The 21,299-nt window shown below is 60.9% G+C and carries 19 protein-coding genes and 1 pseudogene; 5 read left to right on the top strand and 15 right to left on the bottom strand.

What is annotated here, in order from left to right:
- Positions 1-28: 28 nt before the first annotated feature.
- A complete protein-coding gene (locus HMPREF9695_RS01235) occupies positions 29-1,333 on the bottom strand; it encodes an NAD(P)H-dependent oxidoreductase (protein WP_006018939.1) in 1,305 nt (434 codons plus the stop codon).
- A gap of 121 nt (positions 1,334-1,454) precedes the next feature.
- Positions 1,455-2,255, bottom strand: a complete 801-nt coding sequence (locus tag HMPREF9695_RS01230) for a phytanoyl-CoA dioxygenase family protein (RefSeq protein WP_006018938.1) — start codon at positions 2,253-2,255, stop codon at positions 1,455-1,457.
- 214 nt (positions 2,256-2,469) lie between these two features.
- Between HMPREF9695_RS01230 and HMPREF9695_RS01225 the strand changes: the two genes are divergently transcribed.
- Positions 2,470-3,120 carry a GntR family transcriptional regulator gene (locus tag HMPREF9695_RS01225; RefSeq protein ID WP_041711765.1) on the top strand — a complete coding sequence of 217 codons (651 nt, stop codon included), beginning with the start codon at positions 2,470-2,472 and terminating at the stop codon, positions 3,118-3,120.
- A gap of 47 nt (positions 3,121-3,167) precedes the next feature.
- Here the strand turns inward: HMPREF9695_RS01225 and HMPREF9695_RS01220 are convergent, their stop codons facing one another.
- From HMPREF9695_RS01220 to HMPREF9695_RS01205, 6 genes and pseudogenes are all read right to left on the bottom strand, one after another.
- Complete coding sequence (locus tag HMPREF9695_RS01220; protein ID WP_006018936.1) at positions 3,168-3,575, bottom strand: DUF4864 domain-containing protein; 408 nt, start codon at positions 3,573-3,575, stop codon at positions 3,168-3,170.
- A 95-nt stretch (positions 3,576-3,670) separates the two neighbouring features.
- Positions 3,671-3,962, bottom strand: a pseudogene (locus HMPREF9695_RS25395) (tripartite tricarboxylate transporter substrate binding protein); the annotation flags it as partial.
- Positions 3,963-4,209: 247 nt separating this feature from the next.
- Positions 4,210-4,518: a UBP-type zinc finger domain-containing protein gene (locus HMPREF9695_RS25390; RefSeq protein WP_192824435.1), complete on the bottom strand. Its 309-nt coding sequence runs from the start codon at positions 4,516-4,518 to the stop codon at positions 4,210-4,212.
- Between the two features lie 279 nt (positions 4,519-4,797).
- Positions 4,798-7,083 (bottom strand): xanthine dehydrogenase family protein molybdopterin-binding subunit, encoded by a 2,286-nt coding sequence (locus tag HMPREF9695_RS01215; RefSeq protein WP_006018935.1) that lies wholly within the window; start codon positions 7,081-7,083, stop codon positions 4,798-4,800.
- On the bottom strand, positions 7,080-8,075 hold the full coding sequence (locus HMPREF9695_RS01210) for an FAD binding domain-containing protein (RefSeq protein ID WP_006018934.1): 996 nt from the start codon (positions 8,073-8,075) through the stop codon (positions 7,080-7,082). The genes HMPREF9695_RS01215 and HMPREF9695_RS01210 overlap by 4 nt, the downstream gene beginning before the upstream one ends.
- The gene (locus HMPREF9695_RS01205) at positions 8,072-8,578 is read right to left on the bottom strand and encodes a (2Fe-2S)-binding protein (protein ID WP_006018933.1); all 507 of its coding nucleotides are present in this window, start codon (positions 8,576-8,578) and stop codon (positions 8,072-8,074) included. The genes HMPREF9695_RS01210 and HMPREF9695_RS01205 overlap by 4 nt, the downstream gene beginning before the upstream one ends.
- A gap of 353 nt (positions 8,579-8,931) precedes the next feature.
- On the opposite strand from HMPREF9695_RS01205, the gene HMPREF9695_RS01200 reads away from it, so the two are divergent.
- The 3 genes from HMPREF9695_RS01200 to HMPREF9695_RS01190 all read left to right on the top strand — a co-directional run bounded on the left by HMPREF9695_RS01200 (position 8,932) and on the right by HMPREF9695_RS01190 (position 11,489).
- Positions 8,932-9,105 carry a hypothetical protein gene (locus tag HMPREF9695_RS01200; RefSeq protein ID WP_157223880.1) on the top strand — a complete coding sequence of 58 codons (174 nt, stop codon included), beginning with the start codon at positions 8,932-8,934 and terminating at the stop codon, positions 9,103-9,105.
- A gap of 64 nt (positions 9,106-9,169) precedes the next feature.
- Complete coding sequence (locus tag HMPREF9695_RS01195) at positions 9,170-10,534, top strand: NAD-dependent succinate-semialdehyde dehydrogenase (protein ID WP_006018931.1); 1,365 nt, start codon at positions 9,170-9,172, stop codon at positions 10,532-10,534.
- 79 nt (positions 10,535-10,613) lie between these two features.
- Positions 10,614-11,489, top strand: coding sequence for an NAD(P)-dependent oxidoreductase (locus tag HMPREF9695_RS01190; protein WP_006018930.1), 876 nt, complete (start codon positions 10,614-10,616; stop codon positions 11,487-11,489).
- A 316-nt stretch (positions 11,490-11,805) separates the two neighbouring features.
- On the opposite strand, the gene HMPREF9695_RS01185 is transcribed toward HMPREF9695_RS01190, so the two are convergent.
- On the bottom strand, positions 11,806-13,146 hold the full coding sequence (locus HMPREF9695_RS01185; protein WP_006018929.1) for a PQQ-dependent sugar dehydrogenase: 1,341 nt from the start codon (positions 13,144-13,146) through the stop codon (positions 11,806-11,808).
- An 11-nt stretch (positions 13,147-13,157) separates the two neighbouring features.
- Positions 13,158-13,580 carry a DUF2231 domain-containing protein gene (locus HMPREF9695_RS01180; protein ID WP_006018928.1) on the bottom strand — a complete coding sequence of 141 codons (423 nt, stop codon included), beginning with the start codon at positions 13,578-13,580 and terminating at the stop codon, positions 13,158-13,160.
- A gap of 576 nt (positions 13,581-14,156) precedes the next feature.
- On the opposite strand from HMPREF9695_RS01180, the gene HMPREF9695_RS01170 reads away from it, so the two are divergent.
- On the top strand, positions 14,157-14,549 hold the full coding sequence (locus HMPREF9695_RS01170) for a hypothetical protein (RefSeq protein WP_157223879.1): 393 nt from the start codon (positions 14,157-14,159) through the stop codon (positions 14,547-14,549).
- Here the strand turns inward: HMPREF9695_RS01170 and HMPREF9695_RS01165 are convergent.
- Genes HMPREF9695_RS01165 through HMPREF9695_RS01145 form a run of 5 tightly spaced genes read right to left on the bottom strand, consistent with a single transcriptional unit; the run spans position 14,546 to position 21,244 of the window.
- Entirely contained in the window at positions 14,546-15,352 is an 807-nt protein-coding gene (locus HMPREF9695_RS01165; RefSeq protein ID WP_006018926.1) for an enoyl-CoA hydratase/isomerase family protein, read from the bottom strand. The genes HMPREF9695_RS01170 and HMPREF9695_RS01165 overlap by 4 nt on opposite strands.
- A gap of 31 nt (positions 15,353-15,383) precedes the next feature.
- Complete coding sequence (locus tag HMPREF9695_RS01160) at positions 15,384-16,934, bottom strand: AMP-binding protein (RefSeq protein WP_006018925.1); 1,551 nt, start codon at positions 16,932-16,934, stop codon at positions 15,384-15,386.
- A gap of 16 nt (positions 16,935-16,950) precedes the next feature.
- Positions 16,951-17,448 (bottom strand): (2Fe-2S)-binding protein, encoded by a 498-nt coding sequence (locus HMPREF9695_RS01155; RefSeq protein ID WP_006018924.1) that lies wholly within the window; start codon positions 17,446-17,448, stop codon positions 16,951-16,953.
- Positions 17,445-18,257 (bottom strand): FAD binding domain-containing protein, encoded by an 813-nt coding sequence (locus HMPREF9695_RS01150; protein WP_006018923.1) that lies wholly within the window; start codon positions 18,255-18,257, stop codon positions 17,445-17,447. The genes HMPREF9695_RS01155 and HMPREF9695_RS01150 overlap by 4 nt, the downstream gene beginning before the upstream one ends.
- Positions 18,254-21,244: a xanthine dehydrogenase family protein molybdopterin-binding subunit gene (locus HMPREF9695_RS01145; protein WP_006018922.1), complete on the bottom strand. Its 2,991-nt coding sequence runs from the start codon at positions 21,242-21,244 to the stop codon at positions 18,254-18,256. Before HMPREF9695_RS01145 ends, HMPREF9695_RS01150 begins: the two co-directional genes overlap by 4 nt.
- Positions 21,245-21,299: the final 55 nt, after the last annotated feature.

Genomic DNA, 21,299 nt, shown 5'->3' with positions numbered 1-21,299 from the left:
TTTGCAGCGCTTCAATAGATGGGCTCTGCTAGTGAGAGAACTTTGCTTCCATCGCGCGGCGGAAGGCGACGGCGTCGTCCTTGGCGTCGATCTCCACATCCGCCCATTGGACCACCGCGCCGTGCGCGACGTCATTCGTGAGCTTGACGCGATGCGCAAGGCCGATCGGCAATGCGCCGGTCTTCAGGCTTTCAGCCGCCGGCATCAGCTTGCCCCACACCGTATAGCCGCCCTCGCCGTCGAGCATTTCGCCTGCGCGCAGATTTTTCTTGGCGACAGCCGCGACGTCACCGCGGAAACCTTGGGGCTGCCCCGTCGGCTCGCCGCGCAGCGCGGCCGACAGCACCGAGATGTTCAGCTCAAGTCCGATCAGATGATACGGCTTGTACATCGCGGCATAACGCCCCGAGGAATCGGTCTTCAATCCGTACTGACGGAAGCAGTCAGCGGCGTAATCATTCGGCGCTTCCAGCACAACATAGACGCCCCAGCGCAGATCGCGGAACACGGGACGGCCATCCCGCTCCAGCGACGAGACGACCTCCACCACGCCGGATTTCTCCAGCACGCCGCCCTTGTCCTTCGGGCGCATGACGTGCGGCAGATCATCGACACCGCAGGGCGGAAACAGAAGGCCGGTCGAGGGAACGTCAAGGCCGGTGGCGTTTGCAATCGCCGCCATTTCGATGGCCGACTTGGTGCCGTCCAGAAACGAATTGAACATCTGCGGATTCATGCCGGCCGACTGCGCTTCGGCAGCGGTCAAACCATAGTGACCCCACACCCCGGCGGGCGTCACGTCGTGATAGATCGGCAGGTACTTGGTGCCCTTGCCTGCAGCGACAACCTTGAAACCGGTGGCGCGCGCCCAGTCCACCATCTCGGCGGTGAGCGCCGGCTGATCGCCATAGGCGAGCGAATAGACCACGCCCGCCTTGCGCGCTTCGTCCGCCAGCAGCGGACCCGCGAGCACGTCGGCTTCGACATTGACCATCACGATGTGCTTGCCCGCCGCAATCGCCGCGCGGGCATGGCGGATGCCGACGGACGGATTGCCGGTCGCCTCGACGATCACTTCCACATTGCCTGCGATCGCTGCGGCGCCATCCTTGGTGAAGGTGGTGGCGGCGATCCGCGCATCATCCCAGCCCACCGTGCGGCAGGCGTCCCGCGCGCGCTCCGGATCGAGATCGACAATCACCGGCACTTCGAGGCCCGGCGTATGCGGCACCTGAGAGAGAAACATCGAGCCGAATTTTCCGGCGCCGATCAGCGCGACACGCACGGGCTTTCCCGCCACGCGGCGCTTTTCAAGAAGGTGATGCAAATTCATGGAGACGAACTCTCGGAAGAAAGATGGCCGTCACCTTGTCATTGCGAGCGAAGCGAAGCAATCCACTCTCGAATTGACTGGATTGCTTCGTCGCAAATGCTCCTCGCAATGACGAGGAGTGCTATTCCGCCGCCTGACGATGGCTGCGCGCGTAGCGAACCAGCGCGTCGTCATCAACGGTCTGGATCGGCGTGAAATCGCGATGCGCGATGAACTCCGGCCGCGTCGGCGTGCGGATGTAGTTCGAAACCGAGTTCAGCGTGAGATAGACGATCTTGCGCGGATACGGCGTGATATTCCCCGCCGAGCCGTGCACCAGATTGCCATGGAACATCAGCATGCCGCCCGGCTTGCCGGTCGGCGCGACAATGCCGCCCTCCTTGACGAGGCGCGTTACGGTCTCCTCATCCAGCGTCCAGAGCGGATACGACGTGGTCGCAAGATCGTGCGATGCCTTGAGGTCGCCGGCGTTCTGGCTTCTCGGCACCAGCATCAGGGGGCCGTTGATCGGCATCACTTCATCGAGGAAGACCGCGATGTTCATCGCGAGCGGCTGCGGCATGCCGTCGTCGCGCTTCCAGGTGCCGTAGTCCTGATGCCATTGCCAGACGTCGCCGGTGAACGCGGACTTCGCGTTGATCTTGTACTGATGCATGTAGACCTTCTCGCCGAAGATCTGCTCGACCGGCTCGATCATGCGCGGATGCGCGCCGAGCAGGCGAAACGCCTCGTTGTAAAGATGCGCGGCAAAGGCGGTGCGCGGCGCACCGCTCTTCTCGCGCCAGACCTCGGGGCGCTGCTCGTCATAGATCGACACGGCTTCACGCCGCAGGACATCGACTTCCTCGGCGTTGAAAAGCTCAGGCAGGAACAGCCAGCCTTCGGTACGGAACTGCTCGAGCTGCTCAGGGGTCAGTTTCATGACGATCCTCCTTGTTTGTTTCAGGTCGTTTCCCGGATCTTGTTTTTCGTCCCGGAGCGCTTCTGCACCCTCGGCCGTCGGCGGTGCGAACCACCCTACGGTAAGTCAGTATTGCATTCTGAATTCAGTATTCTAAACTCAGGATGCGGCTTGCGCCCCACCCTGTCAAGCAGCAACCATGCAGCCGCACAGCGACGATTCCATCGGAGGAGAAGTGCTCGAGTCCCTGGCCCCGCCGAAAAGTCTGGTCGATCAGGTCTATGAGGTGATCCTCGATGCCCTGTGCGACGGCACGTTCAAGCCGGGCGAGCGCCTCACCCAGGAGAACATCGCCGCGCGCCTGAATGTCTCACGGCAGCCGGTGACCCACGCGCTGGCTGTGTTGAAGGCGCAGGGATTTCTTGCGCAGGGGCGTCAGGGATTGACCGTCACCGCGGTCGATCCGGATTTCTTCGAGGCGATCTACCAGATCCGCTCGGCGGTCGAACCGCTTGCGGTCAAGCTGGCGACGCCGCGCCTGACCAAGGAATCCATCGCGCGCGGGCGTGCACTGGTTGAAAACGGCCGCAAGCTGATGGCCGCCGGCGACAGCCGCGCCAGCCTTCAGGCCGACATGGACTTCCACTCATTCATCTACGATCTCTCCGGCAATCCCCTGATCGCCGAGACCATGCGGCTGCACTGGCGGCATCTGCGCCGCGCCATGGGCGAAGTGCTGCGCCATCCGGGCATGTCGATCAGCGTCTGGAAAGAACACGGCCGCATTCTCGACGAGATGATCCGCGGCGACGGCGACGCCGCCGCCGAACTGATGCGCCGTCATCTGGTTGAAGCCTATGAACGCGTCGGAAAGACCGGCCGGTAGCGGTATCGTCCGCACCGGCGTGAACTATTATTTCAACTGAAGCGAGTTCACGCTTCCTGATCGGCTTTCAGAAGCGAGCATCCGGTGATCTTGATGGTCCCGTCCGGCTGCTGCTCCAGTGTATAGAGCGCCTCCCACGCCACCCCGTCGCTGTCGACGATGTGCACATGCTGCGCGATCTTTCCGTCGGACCCCACCGACTTGCCGAACTCGACGCGTTTCGGACGAACGAGCGGCGCATAGTTTTGCCGGACCATGTTCATGAAAATGTCGGGCCGGGTGAACAATCCCTGGATGGCTGGCGCGGCATAGGAATAGGCCACCACAGCGTCGCCACGGCCGATCGCCTCGAGCTGGGAGCTGATGACCGCTTGCGCGGACCCGGCATCGTCTGCCGCCCGCACGCCGGGCACGACGCTGAACAGAAGTCCGATCGCAAAAATAAACGCGCGCATGAGAACGATCCTGACCGGCGGCTATCCTCGCAGAGATCGCACACCGTGAACAGGATACGCGCCAGCGGCGTCAGGGTTTCAGGAACAATACTCGACTAGACGGGCTCCAGGCCGAGCGCCCTGGCGCTCTCCATCCAGATCGGCAATTCCTGCTGATACAACGCGGCGTGGCCTTCGGCAGCGCCCAGCCGGAGAAGCCGCTCACGGTGAAGAACTTCGATGTCGCGCCTTGTTCAGGCAGAGTCTTGACGTTCGGAAGCGCGTCGACCTTCTTCGAATGCACTGCGAATAGAGTGCCGCGATCGCTTTGCAGGACGGGTTGCGCAGCGGTGCAGCTGCCCATCGCGACATCGAGCGTGCCTTCCAGCAGCCCGTCCACATCGGCGCTCGTTCTTCACGAGCCCCCAGGACCTTATCCGCGAGGGGAAGTCGCGAACCGGACCAAGCCAATCTTATCAGACATAGCCCGACGAAGCTTCAAGACCATTTTGACGATCGCCTGACCTGCCGGCGCCTCTTGACCGTCGTCAATGACAAGAGGGCTCGTCCGATAAACCCTCCTTAGCATTCCTGTCGCGGTTCAGGGCCCGGGCCGCCTCGACCCGCGCGCCAGCGTCCACTCGCCCCGCGCACCTCAATAAAATCGGGGAATCGGACCAAGATGCGGGGTGGGCCGTTCCGAAAGATCGAACATCACTTCATCGACGTAACACCAGCCCCACCCTTCCGGCGGATCATAGCCCTCGATGATCGGATGCCTTGTCGCGTGAAAATGTTTTGTTGCGTGTCGATTTGGCGACTGATCGCAACAACCGACATGGCCGCAGCTACGGCAGACCCGTAAATGCAGCCAAGGGTCGCCCAATTTCAGACATTCTTCGCACCCCAGGGCGCTCGGAATAACATCACGGATAACCGAGAGATGTTTGCAAAATATCGCCATGTTCAACCGACGCGTAACGGCGCGCCGCTCTCCTTTCGTCTCAGTGTTAATCCGTTTGCAAAGCTGCGCTCTGCCATCGGCTCGAGCGACGAACTCCCTTTCCTTTCCGCAGCGAGGGCAACGTGATGCCGATGCGACGTACCCGCTCCATCGCACAAAATCGGGCGACGATAATGCTGCAGATCAGCAAGACGACCGCCGGTGCACCGAGGCAAGCCAGAGACGCGCGAAACTGAACTCCTTGTTTTGCCTGTTTCTAAATATTAGCCGATCGCGCACCTACATCAGCTTCTCCATCGTAATCGGCAGGTCCCGCACCCGTTTGCCGGTGGCATGGAACACCGCATTTGCGATGGCAGCAGCAGCGCCGACGACGCCGATTTCACCAACTGTCTTGCCGCCGAGGGCGCTGGCGTGAAAGTCCGGCTCACCGACTGAAATGACTTCGATATCAGGCACGTCAGCGTTCACCGGCACGACGTAGTCGGCAAGGTTATTATTGGTGATTCGCGCATAGCGGCGATCGATGTGTATGGCTTCGAGAAGCGCTTCTCCCATTCCCATGATCATGCCACCCTTCCACTGACTTTCGGCGAGCTTGGGATTGTAGAGCCTGCCGCAATCGAAGGCTCCGACCATGCGGCGGACACGCACGGTTCCATAGTCTTCGTCGACACGAACCTCCACGAATTGCGCACACCATGCATACGTCGCATGACTTGGTGACGATGGGCGCATATATTTGAAGCTATTGTAGGCATCGCGCTGCTCTGTTTCCGATGACGCCTTGTCGGCCGGCATGGTGTTGCGCGTGACCTCGATCCGATCACGCCCCACCATCCGCATCAGCTCGGCAACCGTGACGGCTTCTGCGGAGCCATCGGTCGGTGCGATCTTTCCATCCTTGATCGTGAAGTCGTTCACTCGCTTGGCCTTGAACGGTGACCCGGCGTGACTGGACGCTAGCGTCAACAGCTCCTCACGAGCAGCGCGTGTGGTTTTATCCACGGCGCCGGTAAGGAGATTGGCAATCTGTGAGACTCCGGCGACCGGTGCGCGCGGCAGGCTGGTATCGCCGAGCCGAACGCGCACCTGCTCGAACGGCACGCCGAGCGCGTCGGCGGCTGTCTGAGCAAGGATGGTGTAGGTACCGCCACCGATGTCCGGGCCGCTCGATGCAACTTCGACCGAGCCATCGGCGGCAATTGTGACCTTCGCCTCGCCGGGCGTATGCACGTTCGGGAAAGCTCCTCCGGCCATTCCCCATCCGATCAATTCGTGACCATCCCGCATAGAACGCGGCTCTGGCGAGCGTCGCTCCCAGCCAAATGCCCGCGCGCCGGCTTCATAGGCTTCGCGGAGCCGGCGTGTTGACCAGGGTTTCGCAGATTCAGGATCCTGGCCAGCATAGTTGCGTAGCCGCAATTCGATCGGATCGAGCTTAAGCTTGTAGGCAAGTTCATCCATCGCACTTTCGAGCGCATAGGCGCCGATCGCTTCTCCGGGCGCGCGCTTCCAACTCGGCGTAAAGGAACTGACCCGCACCAGTTTCTGCGTCGCGCTCAGGTTCGGCACGATATACATGACCTTGGCGGTGGCCGCGCCACCCTCGACATAATCGTCATCGACGGAGGTCTCACTGGTGTTCTCGTGAATGAGCGCCAGCAGCTTTCCGTCTGCGCTGGCACCGAGCGTCAGCTTCTGCCGTATCGCAGGCCGCAAGCCGTTGCCGGTGAAGTTCTGCGGACGCGGCAGCGCCAGCTTTACCGGCCGTCGCATTTCCCGCGCAGCCATTGCCGCAAGGAGCGAGTCCGCGTGAGCTGTGACCTTGACTCCGAAACCACCGCCCACGAACGGCGAAATAACGCGGACCTTCTCCATCGGAATTGCAAACCAGTCGGAAAATGCCCTTCGTGCGCCCTCTGCCCATTGGCTCGGCATCCAAACGGTCAGACCGCCGTCATTGCTCCAGGCTGCGATTGCTCCAAGCGGCTCCATAGGACAGGAATATTCGCGCGGCGTCGTGTAGACGGCCTCCATCTGCACCGCTGCCCCCGCGAGCGCACCCTTTGCGTCGCCCCGGCCCCCACCGGATGACGGAGCCCCGGGGACGTCAATTGGTCTGGCCGTGGGGTCATCGATGTCGGCGACGGCCAGCCCGGTCTCGTAGGCGACGCGCACGCGGCCCGCAGCCTCAGTCGCATGATCGAAGCTATCGGCGACCACGAGAGCGATGGGTTGGCCGTTGTACCGGATGCGATCATCCTGGAGCGGCAAGAAGCTTTCCATAACACTACCGGCTGGAACCATGGGACAACTCTTGAGGGGCAGAGCGTCGGCATGGGTCAAGATCCGGAGCACACCCGGCATCGTCCGCGCCGCGGCAAGATCGATCTTTTCGATACGCCCAGACGGCACGGTGCTCTCGACGATCACCGCATGGACCATACCTGCCAAATCGTGTTCGAGGGCGTAGTCCGCTTTCCCGGTGACTTTCGCGACGCCGTCAGCACGCGAGATGCGACGACCGAGAAACGCTCCGTTAGAACTGGTGACAGCCATCATGCGATTCCTCCAACGGTCAGCAGCGCTCGCGCGACGACGCGGGGAGCCAAGTCGATCTTGAAGCGATTTTCGCCATGGTCGACGGCGCCTTCGGTGGCCAGGCGACTGGCGGCCCGCACCGTGGGCTCGTCGAAAGTACGTCCGACAAGCGCCTCTTCGACGGTCCGAGCCCGCCACGGTTTCGTGGCGATCCCGCCGAGCGCGATCCTGACGTCACGGATCGTGCGACCGTCCGCCTCCAGTTCCAGGCCGACAGCGGCGCTTGCCGCCGCGAACTCGTAAGATTCGCGGTCGCGTACCTTGAGGTAGTGCGAGCGGCGCAGCGCTGCGCTGGTCGGAACCTCGACCGCGACGATCAATTCACCGGACGAAAGGGGGTGCTCGACATCGGGCGTGTCACCGGGCAACAGGAAGAAGTCATCGATCGGAATGCGACGTTGTTTGCCGTTTTCGACATGGACAGTGGCGTCGAAGGCGACAAGAGCAACCGCAAAATCACCAGGATTCGTGGCGATGCAACTTGGACTCGTGCCCAAGACAGCATGGCCGCGATTGACGCCCTCAAGGGCTGCGCAGCCCGAACCGGGATTGCGTTTGTTGCATGCGCCGTAGACCCCTGGTTCGCGGAAATAGCTGCAGCGTGTCCGCTGCATGAGATTGCCACCGATGGTGGCCATGTTGCGCAGTTGCGCCGAAGCGCCGCGCCACAGCGATTCCGCCAAAACAGGGAAATCCTTCCGGATCGTGGGGTGATCGGCGACATCGCTCATTTTTGAGAGAGCGCCAATGCGCACGCTCGCCGGACCAGCTTCGATGGTATCGAGTCCGCGCACGCGCGTAATGTCGATGAGCGCTGAAGGAACCTCTACCCCGCATTTCATGAGGTCGACCATGGTCGTGCCGCCAGCGAGGAAGCGGGAACCAGCCTGACGGGCAATGGCCCCCAGCGCGTCGGGAATGGCGGTGGCCCGAACATATTCGAAATTGTTCATCGTGCTCGCCCCCTATCAGACTCCATCGCCTGCGCCGCTTCGCGTACAGCCGCGACAATGTGCGGATAGGCGCCGCAACGGCACAGATTGCCGGACATATATTCGCGGATGCTCGTGTCCGACTCGGTCCGGCCTTCGTCGATACAGGCGACGGCCGACATGATCTGACCAGGCGTGCAGTATCCGCACTGGAAGGCATCGTGGCGGATGAACGCCTCCTGCACCGGGTGCAGGCTGCCGTTGACTGCCAAACCCTCGATCGTCGTAATCGACAGCCCTTCGACCTGGGACGCAAGCGTCAGGCAAGCGAGGACGCGCCGTCCATCGACGTGAACCGTGCAGGCCCCGCACTGCCCCTGATCGCATCCCTTCTTGGTACCGTTGAGATGCACGTATTCTCGCAAAGCATCCAACAGCGTGACCCGCGGCTCGATCTGCAACAGATGATCGGAGCCGTTAATGCGAAGCCTGACCCCCGCGCCCGTGATGGATGATTTCGCCATGGGTCGACTCCTGCGATGATTGTTGCGCCCAGAACAGTTGATCGGTTTCGAAGGCAGCACTCACTCTCGTGACACCCGGATGCAACATGCGCCTTGACAACCGTCAATTTCAGCAACGCCTACACCGCCTCAACCGATGCCGACGCAATATTGCGCACGGATTCTTGAGGAGCCGGCTCCAAATTGGTTTGAGCAGCAGCATTGTTGCCCCCGAACCATCGACCATTGGTGATTGCCGAACGGTTCGGCACGCTCGAGCACCCAGGAGAGAGGGAGCCTGCCGCTACGTTGGCTGATCCTGATCAGAATGGTCTACGGCGTGGAACAGTCGCTCGCCAAAATTGATGGCCGTCATGGCGCGCCGCGAATACGAGGACTTGATGACCGGGGTCGTTATTTCCGACAGGCAGGTCTGCGGCCGGGCCGTCGGCGTCGCGGCCGCGAAGCACGGTTCGCTCCTTGTCACCGAAGACAGCAACGGCACTATCTGGCGCGTCAACCATCAGAAGGTCGCGTCCAATAATTGACGGGATCCGGCAGCGCTGCAGGTGCGACGAACATCCTCGCATCACTGATCGAAAGGCTCAAGCGATGACGATCAAAGCAATCAATCCCGCCACCGGCGAGACATTTGCGAGCTATCAGGAGATGACGGAGGACGGCCTTCGAGAGGCTATCAGCAGAGCGCACAACGCGTTTCTCGATTGGCGACGAACAGGTTTTTCGAGCCGCGCCGCCCTGATGCACCAGGCAGCGGAAGTATTGCGGAAGAACGCCGGCAAGTATGCTGATCTGATGGCGAGGGAAATGGGAAAACCGATCCGCGACGGTGTTGCCGAGGTCCAGAAATGCGCCGCTGCCTGCGGCTACTACGCCGACAACACCGAGCAATTTCTGGCGACCGAACAGATCAAGACCGAAGCCCGCAAGAGCCATGTCGTCTTCCAGCCGCTCGGAGTCGTGCTCGCGGTGATGCCGTGGAACTTTCCATTTTGGCAGGTTTTCCGGTTCGCCGCGCCGGGGCTTATGGCCGGCAACGGTGCAGTGATGAAGCACTCTTCGAATGTGCCGGGCTGTGCGCTTGCCATCGAAAGCGTTTTTCAGGATGCGGGTTTTCCAAAGGGTCTGTTCCGGACCTTGATGATCTCCAGCGCGCAGGTCGACGCGGTGCTCGAAAACCCGCTGGTGCGCGCGGCTACCCTGACCGGCAGCGGCCCCGCCGGACGCGCGGTAGCCGGCAAGGCCGCCTCGCTCCTGAAGAAGACCGTGCTCGAGCTCGGCGGCAGCGATCCCTATCTGGTCCTTGAGGACGCCGACCTCGAGCTCGCGGCAGCCGTCTGCGCCAGAGGACGATTGATCAATGCCGGCCAAAGTTGCATTGCCGCCAAGCGCTTCATCGTCGTCGACAAAGTGCACGACCGGTTTGTCGAACTTTTCGTCAAACGCATGGCCGCCGCCAAAATGGGTGATCCTCTCAAACAAGACACTGAAATCGGTCCGTTGGCGCGCCATGATCTTCGGGATGCGTTGCATCGACAGGTCGAGAGCAGCATCGCAAAGGGTGCGCGCTGCGTGCTCGGCGGGGAGATTCCGAGGGGGCCGGGCTCCTATTATCCGCCAACCGTCCTTACCGGGGTGACGAAAGGCATGCCCGCTTATTCAGAAGAATTGTTTGGCCCGGTAGCGTCGGTGATCCGGGTCGGCAACGAGGATGCCGCGATCGCGGCGGCTAATGATTCGATATTCGGACTTGGCGGCGGCGTCATCACAGGCGATATCGCGCGCGGTGAGCGCGTCGCCGCCGAGATCGAGAGCGGCAATGTGTTCGTGAACGACAACGTCCGCTCCGATCCGCGGCTACCCTTCGGTGGTGTCAAGCAAAGCGGCTTTGGTCGCGAGCTTTCGCACTATGGCATCAAGGAGTTCGTCAATATCAAGACCGTCGTGGTGGGCTGAGTCCGACCCAAGTTGATGCCAAACGCGGCGATTGACCGCCGCGCGATCGTGATGGCTAATCCGCTGAAAGGATAATGCGATGGACGTCGGCTTCATCGGGCTCGGCAACATGGGTGCGCCAATGGCGCGGAACCTGCTAAAGGCAGGCCATCGTCTCATCGTCTACAATCGTACGCGCAGCAAGGTTGAATCCCTGGCGCGCGAGGGCGCGCAAATTGCTGATCGCATTGCCGATGCCTGCCAAAGCGAAATCCTCATCACCATGCTCGCCGACGACCCCGCCGTTGAGGACGTCGTGTTCGGAGAGCGCGGCGCGCTTTCTGCGCTTCGCCCCGACGCCATCCACATTTCCATGAGCACGATCAGCGTAGGACTGTCCGTTCACCTGACTGAGGCGCATGGCAAAGCCGGCCAGGGTTACGTCGCTGCGCCTGTGTTCGGCCGGCCGGAGGCTGCGGCGGCAGCCAAGCTTTTCATTATCGCGGCCGGCGCTGACGCGATGCTCAAGCGTTGGCATCAGCTGTTCGATGCGATGGGTCAGGAGACTTTTGTTATCAGCAACAGACCTTCCGATGCCAATCTGGTAAAACTCTCCGGCAATTTCCTGATCGCATCGGTGCTGGAGTCGCTGGGAGAGGCATTCGCGCTGGTGCGCAAATCTGGTATCGACCCGCACCGTTATCTCAATATTCTGACTAGCACGCTGTTTTCAGCCCCGGTCTATCGGACTTACGGAACAATTATCGCCGACGAGAAGCAACCCGTTAATGGCTTCAAGATGTCGCTCGGGTTGAAGGACATGCGGCTGGCGCTCGCCGCAGCCGAGGCGCTGGCGGTCCCGATGCCGGTCGCAAGCCTGTTGCGGGATCATTTCATCGAGGGCGTCGCGCAAGGCGAGAGTGACGCCGACTGGTCCGGTCTGGCGCGGCTCGCGGCGCGGAGGGCGGGCCTGTAAGGCCGCGCGGCAAAGCCGGCTGTTCTCGGTCTCCGGCAGCACCGCCACCTACTTCCGCAAACCGGCGGGCGAATTCGAGAGATAAGCACCGGGCAGCGAGGCTATGGCATTGCTGACCACACCAGAGTGCCGACCGCAGGACCATTCCTTGCGGGCCGATTGGCGTTGCTCGAAGAAGACACCCTGATCGCGATGCGTCCCCTTGTCGACTTCTCCGTGCGACATTTGGCGGTCAGCCCCGATCGCGATCGTCGGCGTGGCGCTGTGCTGTGCTTCGGACTTCGCGTCATGGCGATCCGGGCCAGCTGGGACGCGTCTACTGATTAGTCGATGAGGTTGCTCGACCGACCGAGCCGCTCACTCTCCAGACCGTGTTCCCGACATCGTCAGCGACGACAAGAGCACCGGTCCGGTCAAGTGCCACGCCGACCGGTCGCCCGTGAACAGTGCTTTTATCCGCCGCAAGGAAGTTCGTCAGTACCGGGGTCGGCATCCCGCTCGGCCGTCCATTGACGAAGGGGACGAAGATCACCTGGTAGCCATTCAGCGGGTCGCGGTCCCAACTGCCATGTTCACCAACAAACGCGCCGTCGGCGAACTGCGGTGACAGCGTTTCTCCTTGACTGAATGCGAGGCCGAGTGCCGCAACGTGGGAGCTAAGGCCGTAATCCGGCTTGATCGCCTTCGCGACCATCGCAGGATCCTGCGGATGGACGCGTTCGTCCACGTGCTGTCCCCAATAGCTATAGGGCCAGCCGTAGAAACCGCCGTCCTTGATGGACGATAGATAATCCGGAACCAGATCCGGCCCGATCTCGTCCCGCTCGTTGACCACAGCGAACAATTGCCCCGTTCCAGGCTGGATGGCGAGGTTGGTCGGATTGCGCGTTCCGGTCGCGAAAAGGCGCTTGGCTCCCGTCAGGCGATCGACCTCGTAGATGGCCGCTCGCCCTTCTTCGATGTCTATCCCATTCTCGGTGATGTTGCTGTTAGAGCCGACCCCGACATAGAGCTTCGAGCCATCCGGGCTGGCCGCCATCGACTTGGTCCAGTGGTGGTTGATCGGGCCTGCGGGCAAATCGGCAAGCTTTGCGCCCGGCGCTGTAATCTCCGTCTGTCCCGGCGTGAACGGAAAGGCGATGATCGCGTCGGTGTTGGCGACATACAAGGTGTCCGCCACCCACGCTATGCCGTACGGCGAGTGCAGGTGGTCGACCAGAACAGTCTTCATCTCCGGAACGCCGTCGCCATTGGCGTCACGCAATAAAGTGATGCGATTGCCGCCCTTGTTGGACGCCCCTGCGCGCGCCTTAATTTTTCCCGAGATGTAATCCTTGGGGCGGAATAACATGGTGCCGGGACCGTTGCTTTCGACGACGAGGATATCGCCGTTGGGCAACGGGTAGACGATGCGCGGATGCATCAGTCCGGTCGCCATCGCCTGGATGCGCATGCCGGCGGGAACCGTTGGCGCTTCCCCGGTCTTCCAGCCAACCGCCTGCGGTACGCTCATGGGCGGCACCAGATATTGGTGCGCTTCGGGAAGCTCTGGATTCGGTCCATATTGTTTTGAGGGATCGCCACCTTGGTCACTACAGGCGGAGACCAGTGCGGAAAGCATCAGCCCCGAAACCGCTCGAACTCGATTCGCGATCATTTGCTTTCTCCTCAGCCCGCAGTCTTTACGGCGGTAACACGCCAGCCTCGAAGACCGGCGGCAAGCAACAGGATCGTAACGATGGTTGATAGGGTAATGCCGGTCGGGACAACCGAGGTCCACGCATCTCGCGTATGAACGAAGACATTGACCAGCGAAAGAATTGCGGCAGCCCCGACCAAACCAAAATCGAACCAACGGATCGGCCCGGCCCTCCCGAGCGCGAAGTCAATTACCAGGAAAATCGTGGCGATCAGCGCCAGCACGAGACCCCCAGTGATCAGCCAAACAGAGAAGTTGGCCCACTGCATCAGCGAGTTGCTCGTGTACATATAGTCGGTGAACAGAGCGGCCATGAGCAATGCGCCGCCCAATCCAACGAAAAACGGGTGCAGTGGCGAGTCCGCACGGCTCTTGTCATTTGGACCGGCCATGTTTTTCTCCTCGTTTCGACACTCGCCTGAGATCTATTGCATAATTCTGCATGAACTCCGGGCGATAACAACCGGCTTCGCCGTCTCTATAATTAGCGGAAGGGCCTTATCGGCATGCTACGCGATAACAATCACTATAAATTGATGCTGAGGCGGCGAAGGAAACGCAGCCTCCGTTGAACAATGCCCGCCATTATCAGCAACGTGTCGCCCGCACTCAATGGTGCAAGTGAGACGCGTCGACGCAAGACGTTGAACAGCGAGCGACACGTTCCATACTTTTTCGATTACATTTCGAACAAGTTATCCAACAATGCTCGGAAGCGCTCAGCGTCTCCGAATGGAGAATTATGAGCGTTCTGGCACACACACCAAAGCTCAACGCGCATCAACTTTCCTAGATGCTCGGTATCGACAAGGGAGCGATAAACCGTAGCTTGCAGAAATGGAAAAGATAAAGCTCCTGACGCTGAGGCGGATCAAAGGCGGCAACCGAGACAATCAAGTTATCGACGACCGAACTTATTTGCACGACAGGATTATTGGGGTTGCGCTGGAGCGAGAGCGGATCTTGCTGTGCTGCTGGCTGCAGATGAACGGGAATCTTTTCTGGCCGCCTTACAGAAGGCCCGTGAGGCGTTGCCGGCAACGTTGGGAGCCATAACTGTGTGGTGCGCCCGCCGGCACGGCAGAAACGCTGATGACGACGATGTCAGTGTGTATCCGAACTCGTTGAACCGACACCTGCTGCGGACGCGCGAAGCCAAGGCGCTCGATGGGCTACCGTACTACTCGTTGCATCTGGCCAGATCAGTGATGACCAACTTCCTCGACACCAAGGTCTCACCGGTCGCATCGTCACTGGTGCTCGCGCACACGCTGCAATCCTGCAGCAATGAGGCACGGCGGCGGACCGCCGCGCCGAAGATTGTGAAATTTATAGATCAGCGCCTCTCGGACGCGGCTTAGCGGCCGGTGAATTTCGGCGCGCGCTTGCTGTTGAAAGCCTCGACGCCTTCCTTGAAGTCGTCGGATTGCCGCAAGCGGCTGTAACAATGGCCCTCAAGCTCGATCGCAATAGCCAGCGTCGAGTCCTCGGTGTCGTTGAGCAACTTCTTCGCGGTCCGCTGGGCCAGCGGCGAGAAGGTGCGCAACTCGTCTACCAGCTTGTCGGTCGCCTTTTCAAGATCGGCATCCGGCACGCATTCGGTGGCAATGCCCCATTCCTGTGCCTGCTTGCCAGGAATGCGCTTCGAGCGCATCACGATGTCCTTGGTGCGCGTGATACCGATCATCTTCTGCAGACGGGCCGAACCGCCGGACCCCGGGATCTGGCCGAGCTTCTGCTCCGGAAGCGCGTAGAGCGCTGTCTCGGACACAAGGCGGAAGTCGCAGGCCAGCGACAGTTCGAAGCCGACGCCGAAGCAATAGCCGCGGTTCGCGACGATCACCGGCTTGGCGCAACGCGCCGGCGCGGCGATGTTCCAAGCGAGCTTCGAAACGTGTTCCGGCGTCGCCTCCATGAACCCGCCGATATTGCCTCCGCTCGAGAAGTGCTCGCCTATCGAGCGAACCACGATCACGCGGACTCGCGCGTCCTCATCCAGCGTTTCGAACACCAGCCGAAGCTGGTCTCGCTGCGGCATGGAGACGATGTTGTACGGCGGCCGGTTGAGAATGATGTCGGCACGCTCACGGGCTTCGTCGATTTCTACCTGAAAACCGTCGAGCTTTCCGAGACGCGGGTCAACAAACGAATAGGGGGATGGCATAGAGCTACTTCCTTCTGTTTAAAACTAAGAATCAAGTCGTACTCGACGGCGGAAACCGTTCGAGGTCGTACTCGCCGGCGACGAGCAATCTGCGCAGCAGCTTCCCGACCGGTGATTTCGGAATGGCATCGACGAACACAAACCGCCGCGGCCGCTTGAAGTTCGCAAGACCCGATGTCTGACAGAACTGTTCGAGGTCTTTCTCCGACACCTGGGCATTTCGCTTCACGAAGGCGGTGACGATCTTTCCCCATTTTTCATCGGGCAGGCCTACCACCGCGACTTCGGAGACCGCCGGATGAAGCGACAGGCAGCTTTCGATCTCAACAGGCGATACGTTTTCACCGCCGGTAATGATCATGTCATCGACACGGCCGGTCACGAACAGATCACCATCCTTATCCATGAAGCCCGTGTCGCCCGTGAAGTACCAGCCCTCACGCAACGACTTTTCATCCGCATCGGGACGGTGCCAATAACCCTCGAAAGCCTCGTCGCTGGCCAGCAACGCAATAATCTCACCTTCTTGGTCAACGTCCGCCAGATCGCTGACGGACCGTGCATTCAGCTTCGCCACCCGGATGTGCTGATTGATCCCGGCTTTGCCCGCGGAGCCAGGCTTGGCAACTGCGTTCTGGTCGATGGTGAAGGTATAGACTTCGGAGCTGCCGTAGTGATTGACAAAAAGGTCCGGCTTAAATTGCTCGTCGAGCTTCTTGAGCAGACCGTCCGTCATCGACGCACCTGCAAAGCCGAGCTTGCGCACTGTCGAGACGTTGGTTTTTTCAAACGCCTCATGATGGACTAGATCGTGATAAAGCGTCGGCACGAGATAGAGATTATCGATTTTCTCGGCCTCAATCAGTTTGAGCGCCTGAAGTGCGTCATAGCGCGGAAGACAAACGAACGTGCCGCCGATCAGGGACATAGAGATTAGCGAGCGAACACCCATCGTGTGATACAGCGGCATGACGCCGAGCGTCCGCTCGCCACGGCGATACAGATTCTGGGCCACATGGGCGACCCCGGCAGCGCGCTCCGCACGATGGCGGCGCGGCACGCCCCTTGGCTTCGATGTCGTACCCGACGTATACAACATGATCGACCAGGCATCAGCGCTCACACGCTGAGTCACGTCCGGCACATCGCCGGTGATCATGCTTTCGAACGGAATCTCGTTCTGATCCGTCGTAGCTACATCGACAGAAATACGCCGCAGCCGCCGCGCCATTTTCGAGTCCCGAACGGCCTCCGCTGAAACGTCCTGATAGACGAGCGCGCAGGATTGCGAGTTCTCGACGCAATAATCGATTTCGTCGGCCTTTGCGCGCCAGTTGATCGGGGTGATGACGATACCCGCCAACTGGCACGCCCAATGGATGGTCGCCGCTTCCCAACGGTTCTGAAGCACCGTAACGAGATGATCGCCGGGTTTTAGCCCGATCCGGTCAAATGACATGACGAGCGCCGAAATACGGCTGTACCACTCGCGATAGGTCAAGCGCAGGCTGCCATCGACGATGGCAACAGCACCGGGATCGCGCGCCACGCTGGCTATAAAGCTGCTTCCGAGATCAAGCATCTACTTTCTCGCTCCTTCATTGATTCGCGAGTTCCTCCGCGGCTTCGAGCGCGGCCTTGATGATTGGCGTGTAGCCCGTACAGCGGCATAGATGACCGCTGAGGACATCGCGAATTTCACTCTCGTTTGGCGATGGATGGCGACGCAGGAAATGGTCCAGCGAAATGAGAATACCGGCAGTGCAGAATCCGCACTGCAACGCATGATTTCGCTGGAAGGCGGCCTGCAGAATACCGAGCCGGTCCATCGCCGGCGCGAGACCTTCGACGGTTCGCAGATCACAGCCGTCGATCTGGACGGCCAATGTGAGGCACGCACGCCCGAGCATACCGTCGATCTCAATCGTACAGGCGCCGCAGACGCCGTGTTCGCACCCCACATGCGTGCCCGTTGCGCCGATACTCTGACGCAGAAAATCCGTCAACAGCATACGGGGCTCCGCCTCGCCTTCGACAGACTTGCCATTGAGGGTAAATCGGATCGGGTGATGTGCCGTCGATGGCAGGTGGGTCATTTCAGCACCTCCAGCACCAGATCTCGGCCGATGCTGCGCACGAGATCACGCCGATAGCGTGCCGTTGCGTGAACGTCGTCGCGGGCTTCGAGTTCGTAGGCAAAGGCGTTCAGGGCGTCCTCGAGAGCGCTGCCTTCCAGGCGCGGCCAGTCACGCGCCGTCGGCACGTCGGCGACACCGCCAACCGACAGGCGCACGCCATCCTTCGTCGCGACGGCCGCGCAGCACACGATGGCGAAATCGCCGTGGCGGCGCGCTACCTCGCGGAATGCGCATCGCGCCGTTCCAGCCGGGAACGACACCGCCTCGATCATTTCGTCGCTGGCTTTCCCGGTTGCCATCATGCCGGCAAAAAACTCCTTCGCGGGAAGGCGACGGCGCTTCTTGCTGCTGCGCAGATGCACTTCACCGCCAAGAGCAATCAGCATCAGCGGCAATTCGGCGCTGGGATCGGCATGCGCGATCGAACCGCAAACGGTGCCCCGGCTGCGGGTTTGAACATGACCTGTCCATGGCAGCGCAAGCGAGATCAGCGGCAATGTTTTGGAGAGATCAGGCCACGCCAGCAATTTGGCCTGACGAACGCCGGCGCCGATCGTCACGGTCCCCGACTTGACCTCGATGCGATCGAGCTCCTGCAGCCGCATGATGTCGATCAGGACTTTCGGTTTGGCGAGACGCATGTTCAGCATCGGCATCAGCGACTGGCCGCCCGCGATAATGCGCGCGTCGCCGCCATCCTTGGAAAGCGTTTCAAGCACTGCACCGAGGGCTTCGGCGCGAATGTAATCGAAAGCTGCCGGCTTCATGATCCGATGCCGATCAGACGTTTTAGCCGCACAACAAGTGATAGACCGCCGCGCCCTGACCCGCCGCCTTCAGCCTGACGGGCCAGAGCCGAGAAGAATTGTCCAATGATGACTTTCGTGGCGCCGTCGAGCAGCCGGCCGCCGATACTGGCGACCTTGCCGCCGATCGCTGCATGATAGACGTAATGCATGGTCGTGCCGCCATTGCCGTCAGGCGTGAGTGTGATGCGGCCTTCACCTCCGCCAAATCCGAGCACGCCCTCGGCAGAGCCGCTCAACGTGACCGCGTGCGGCGGATCGAGGTCCGACAGCATCACATTGGCGCGGTAGCGGCCAGTCACAGGCCCGATCCCAAGCGTCACATCCGCACGGAAATGCGTATCAGAGACTTTCTCGACACTCTGACATCCCGGAACCACGGCCCTGAGCGTTTCGGGATCGAGCAACATGTCCCAAACGCGCTCAGGCGGCACATTCACGCTGGCGTTTCCCTCGCCGCGCAGACGACGATCATTGCCGCCGGCTTTGGGCCCACTCACTGCCCGTCCCGCAGGCGCGCTTGGCTCAGCGCCGCGCACGATTTCAGCCAGTCTTGCAGGGACTAGCGGCAGTGTGAGGTCTTTCACATCAAGCGCATCTGCAACCGCATTGGCAATGCAGACCGGGGTCGACATGCAATTGCCCTCGCCGACACCCTTTGAGCCGAGCGGTGTAAACGGCGATGGCGTTTCCATATGAAGAATGACTGGCTCGGGAACCTCTGTCGTGGTGGGCAACAGATAGTCCGCCAGCGTCCCGGTGAGATAGCTTCCGTCCGGCCCGTAGGCATACTCCTCGTACAACGCGGCACCCAGCGCTTGCACAAAGCCGCCGCGAATTTGTCCGTCCACCATTCCGGGATGCAGAATGGTGCCGCAGTCGTGCATCGTCACATAGCGGTCGATACGCGTCTGGAGGGTGGTGCGGTCGATCTCGACACCACAAAAATCGAAGATAAAGCCGTGGCACAGAGATGAGTTGATGAGATCGTGGTCGTCCGGAGGAGTCAGTTCGGGCGGCGTCCAGAACACCGTCTCGCGAATGGTATCGCCGACATCGTCCGGCAGTGAACCGGGCGACCAATGGCTGAGCGCTGCGAGACGCGAGAACGAGATCTTGTTTTCCGGATTGTGCTTCGAGCCGACGCTCCCGCCCGCAAATACGATATCGGATGCATCCACATTGAGCTGACTCGCGGCAATGCGCGCCAGCTTCGCAGCAAGACGCTGCGCCGCAAGCTTCGCGGTGCCGGCAACAGCCGGAGCAAAGCGGCTCGCATAATTGCCGGACGCGATCGACCAGGCGTCCTTTGCCGTATCAATCTCGGTATTGACTCGAATGTCTTGCGGCAACAGCCCGAACACGTCGGCGACCACCTGCGACAGCACCGTTCGGTGCCCCTGCCCTTGTGGAACAGACGCCACGTGAACCGTCACACCGCCAACCGGATCAAGGCCAATGGTCGCGGTCGCCTGCGCGCCGTTCTTCGGGCCAGCCTTGCGGCGCTCCTCGGCCGTCAGGACTGTCGTGATGTAGCCCATGTTCGACACGCTGGGCTCGACCACCGCGGTGTAGCCGATACCGTAAAGACGCCCCTCCGCACGAGCCTGGTCGCGCCGCGCCTTCAATTCGGCGAGCTGGCCATCACGCGCGCCCCGGATCAGCGCCTCTTGGTAGTTACCAGAATCGAGTAACGCGCCCGTTGCGGTCCGATACGGAAACGCATCGGCCGGCACCAGATTTAACCGGATCACCTCAAGCGGATCGAGACCAAGCTCGATCGCAATCCGGTGGAGAAGGCGCTCCAGTGCGAAATAGACTTGAGGGCCGCCGAAACCGCGATTCAGTCCCGTCGGCATCTTGTTGGTGACGACGACGCGGTTTCTTACGGCCACATGGCGAATGTCGTACGCACCGGTGAGATTCCCGTGCATGCGGTAGAGCGTTGCTGGCTCTGGCGCGCGCAGATGCGCGCCGCAATCTTCGACCTGATCCCAATCCAGCGCGAGAATTTTACCTTCAGCCGTGACGGCAGCGGCGAGCGTCGTTGCGCGGTTGGTGGCCGACACCGACGCAGTCAGATGCTCGAGCCGGTCTTCGATCCACTTGACTGGCCGGCCCACCACCCGCGAAGCCGCCGCAATAAGGACGATGTAAGGAAAGATACCTTGCTTGACACCGAAGCTGCCGCCGGAATCCGGCGGCGTCCGCAGGCGCAGGCGGTTACCCGGCACTTTGAGCGCTCGGGAAATCACTGCATGGATGCTGAACGGCCCCTGGAAATTGGCGAGGACATCGAACGCATTCTCCGCAGGGTCGTAGTCCGCGATCAATCCATAGGTTTCAATCGGGGTACAGGAATTACGCGGATACTTGATGTCGATGGAAATCCGATGCGCTGCCTCGGCGAAAGCCTTTTCGGGATCGCCGTAGCGAAAGCGCCTGTCGCTGGCCACATTGCCCGAGAAACCGTCATGCAGCACTGGCGCATCGGCACGCACGGCGACAAGCGGATCAATCACAGCTGGCCGAACGCTGTACTGGACCTCGACGAGATCGATCGCATCCTCGGCCAGATAACGATCGGAAGCCACAACCACCGCAACGGGCTCTCCGACGTAGCGGACACGTCCCACGGCAATCGGCCAGCATTCGACCGGCGCTTTCACGCCAACTACAAGGCTCGATGTCAGCTTCTTGACGTCTTCGCCGACGAGCACCGCGGCAACGCCCCGGGACTTGAGCGCAGCTGAGGTATCAATCGCGACAATATCGGCGTGTGCGTGAGGTGAGCGCAGAATGGCAGCGTGCAGCGTGCCGGGACGCGTGCCGAGATCGTCAATAAAGCGACCGCGCCCCATGAGAAGCGCGAAATCCTCGACTCGTTGAATCGATCGACCGACCCATGGACGATTGAGTTCGACTTCCGCTGCGGCGGGTTGCGTCATCCCGAAAAGCGCTCCTGATCGCGCTTGTTTTGCCGCGCGTACAGGTGTTTTTCAG

The sequence above is a fragment of the Afipia broomeae ATCC 49717 genome, from assembly GCF_000314675.2.
In the GTDB taxonomy this organism is placed as follows: domain Bacteria; phylum Pseudomonadota; class Alphaproteobacteria; order Rhizobiales; family Xanthobacteraceae; genus Afipia; species Afipia broomeae.
This window is presented reverse-complemented; position numbering and strand designations above follow the sequence as displayed.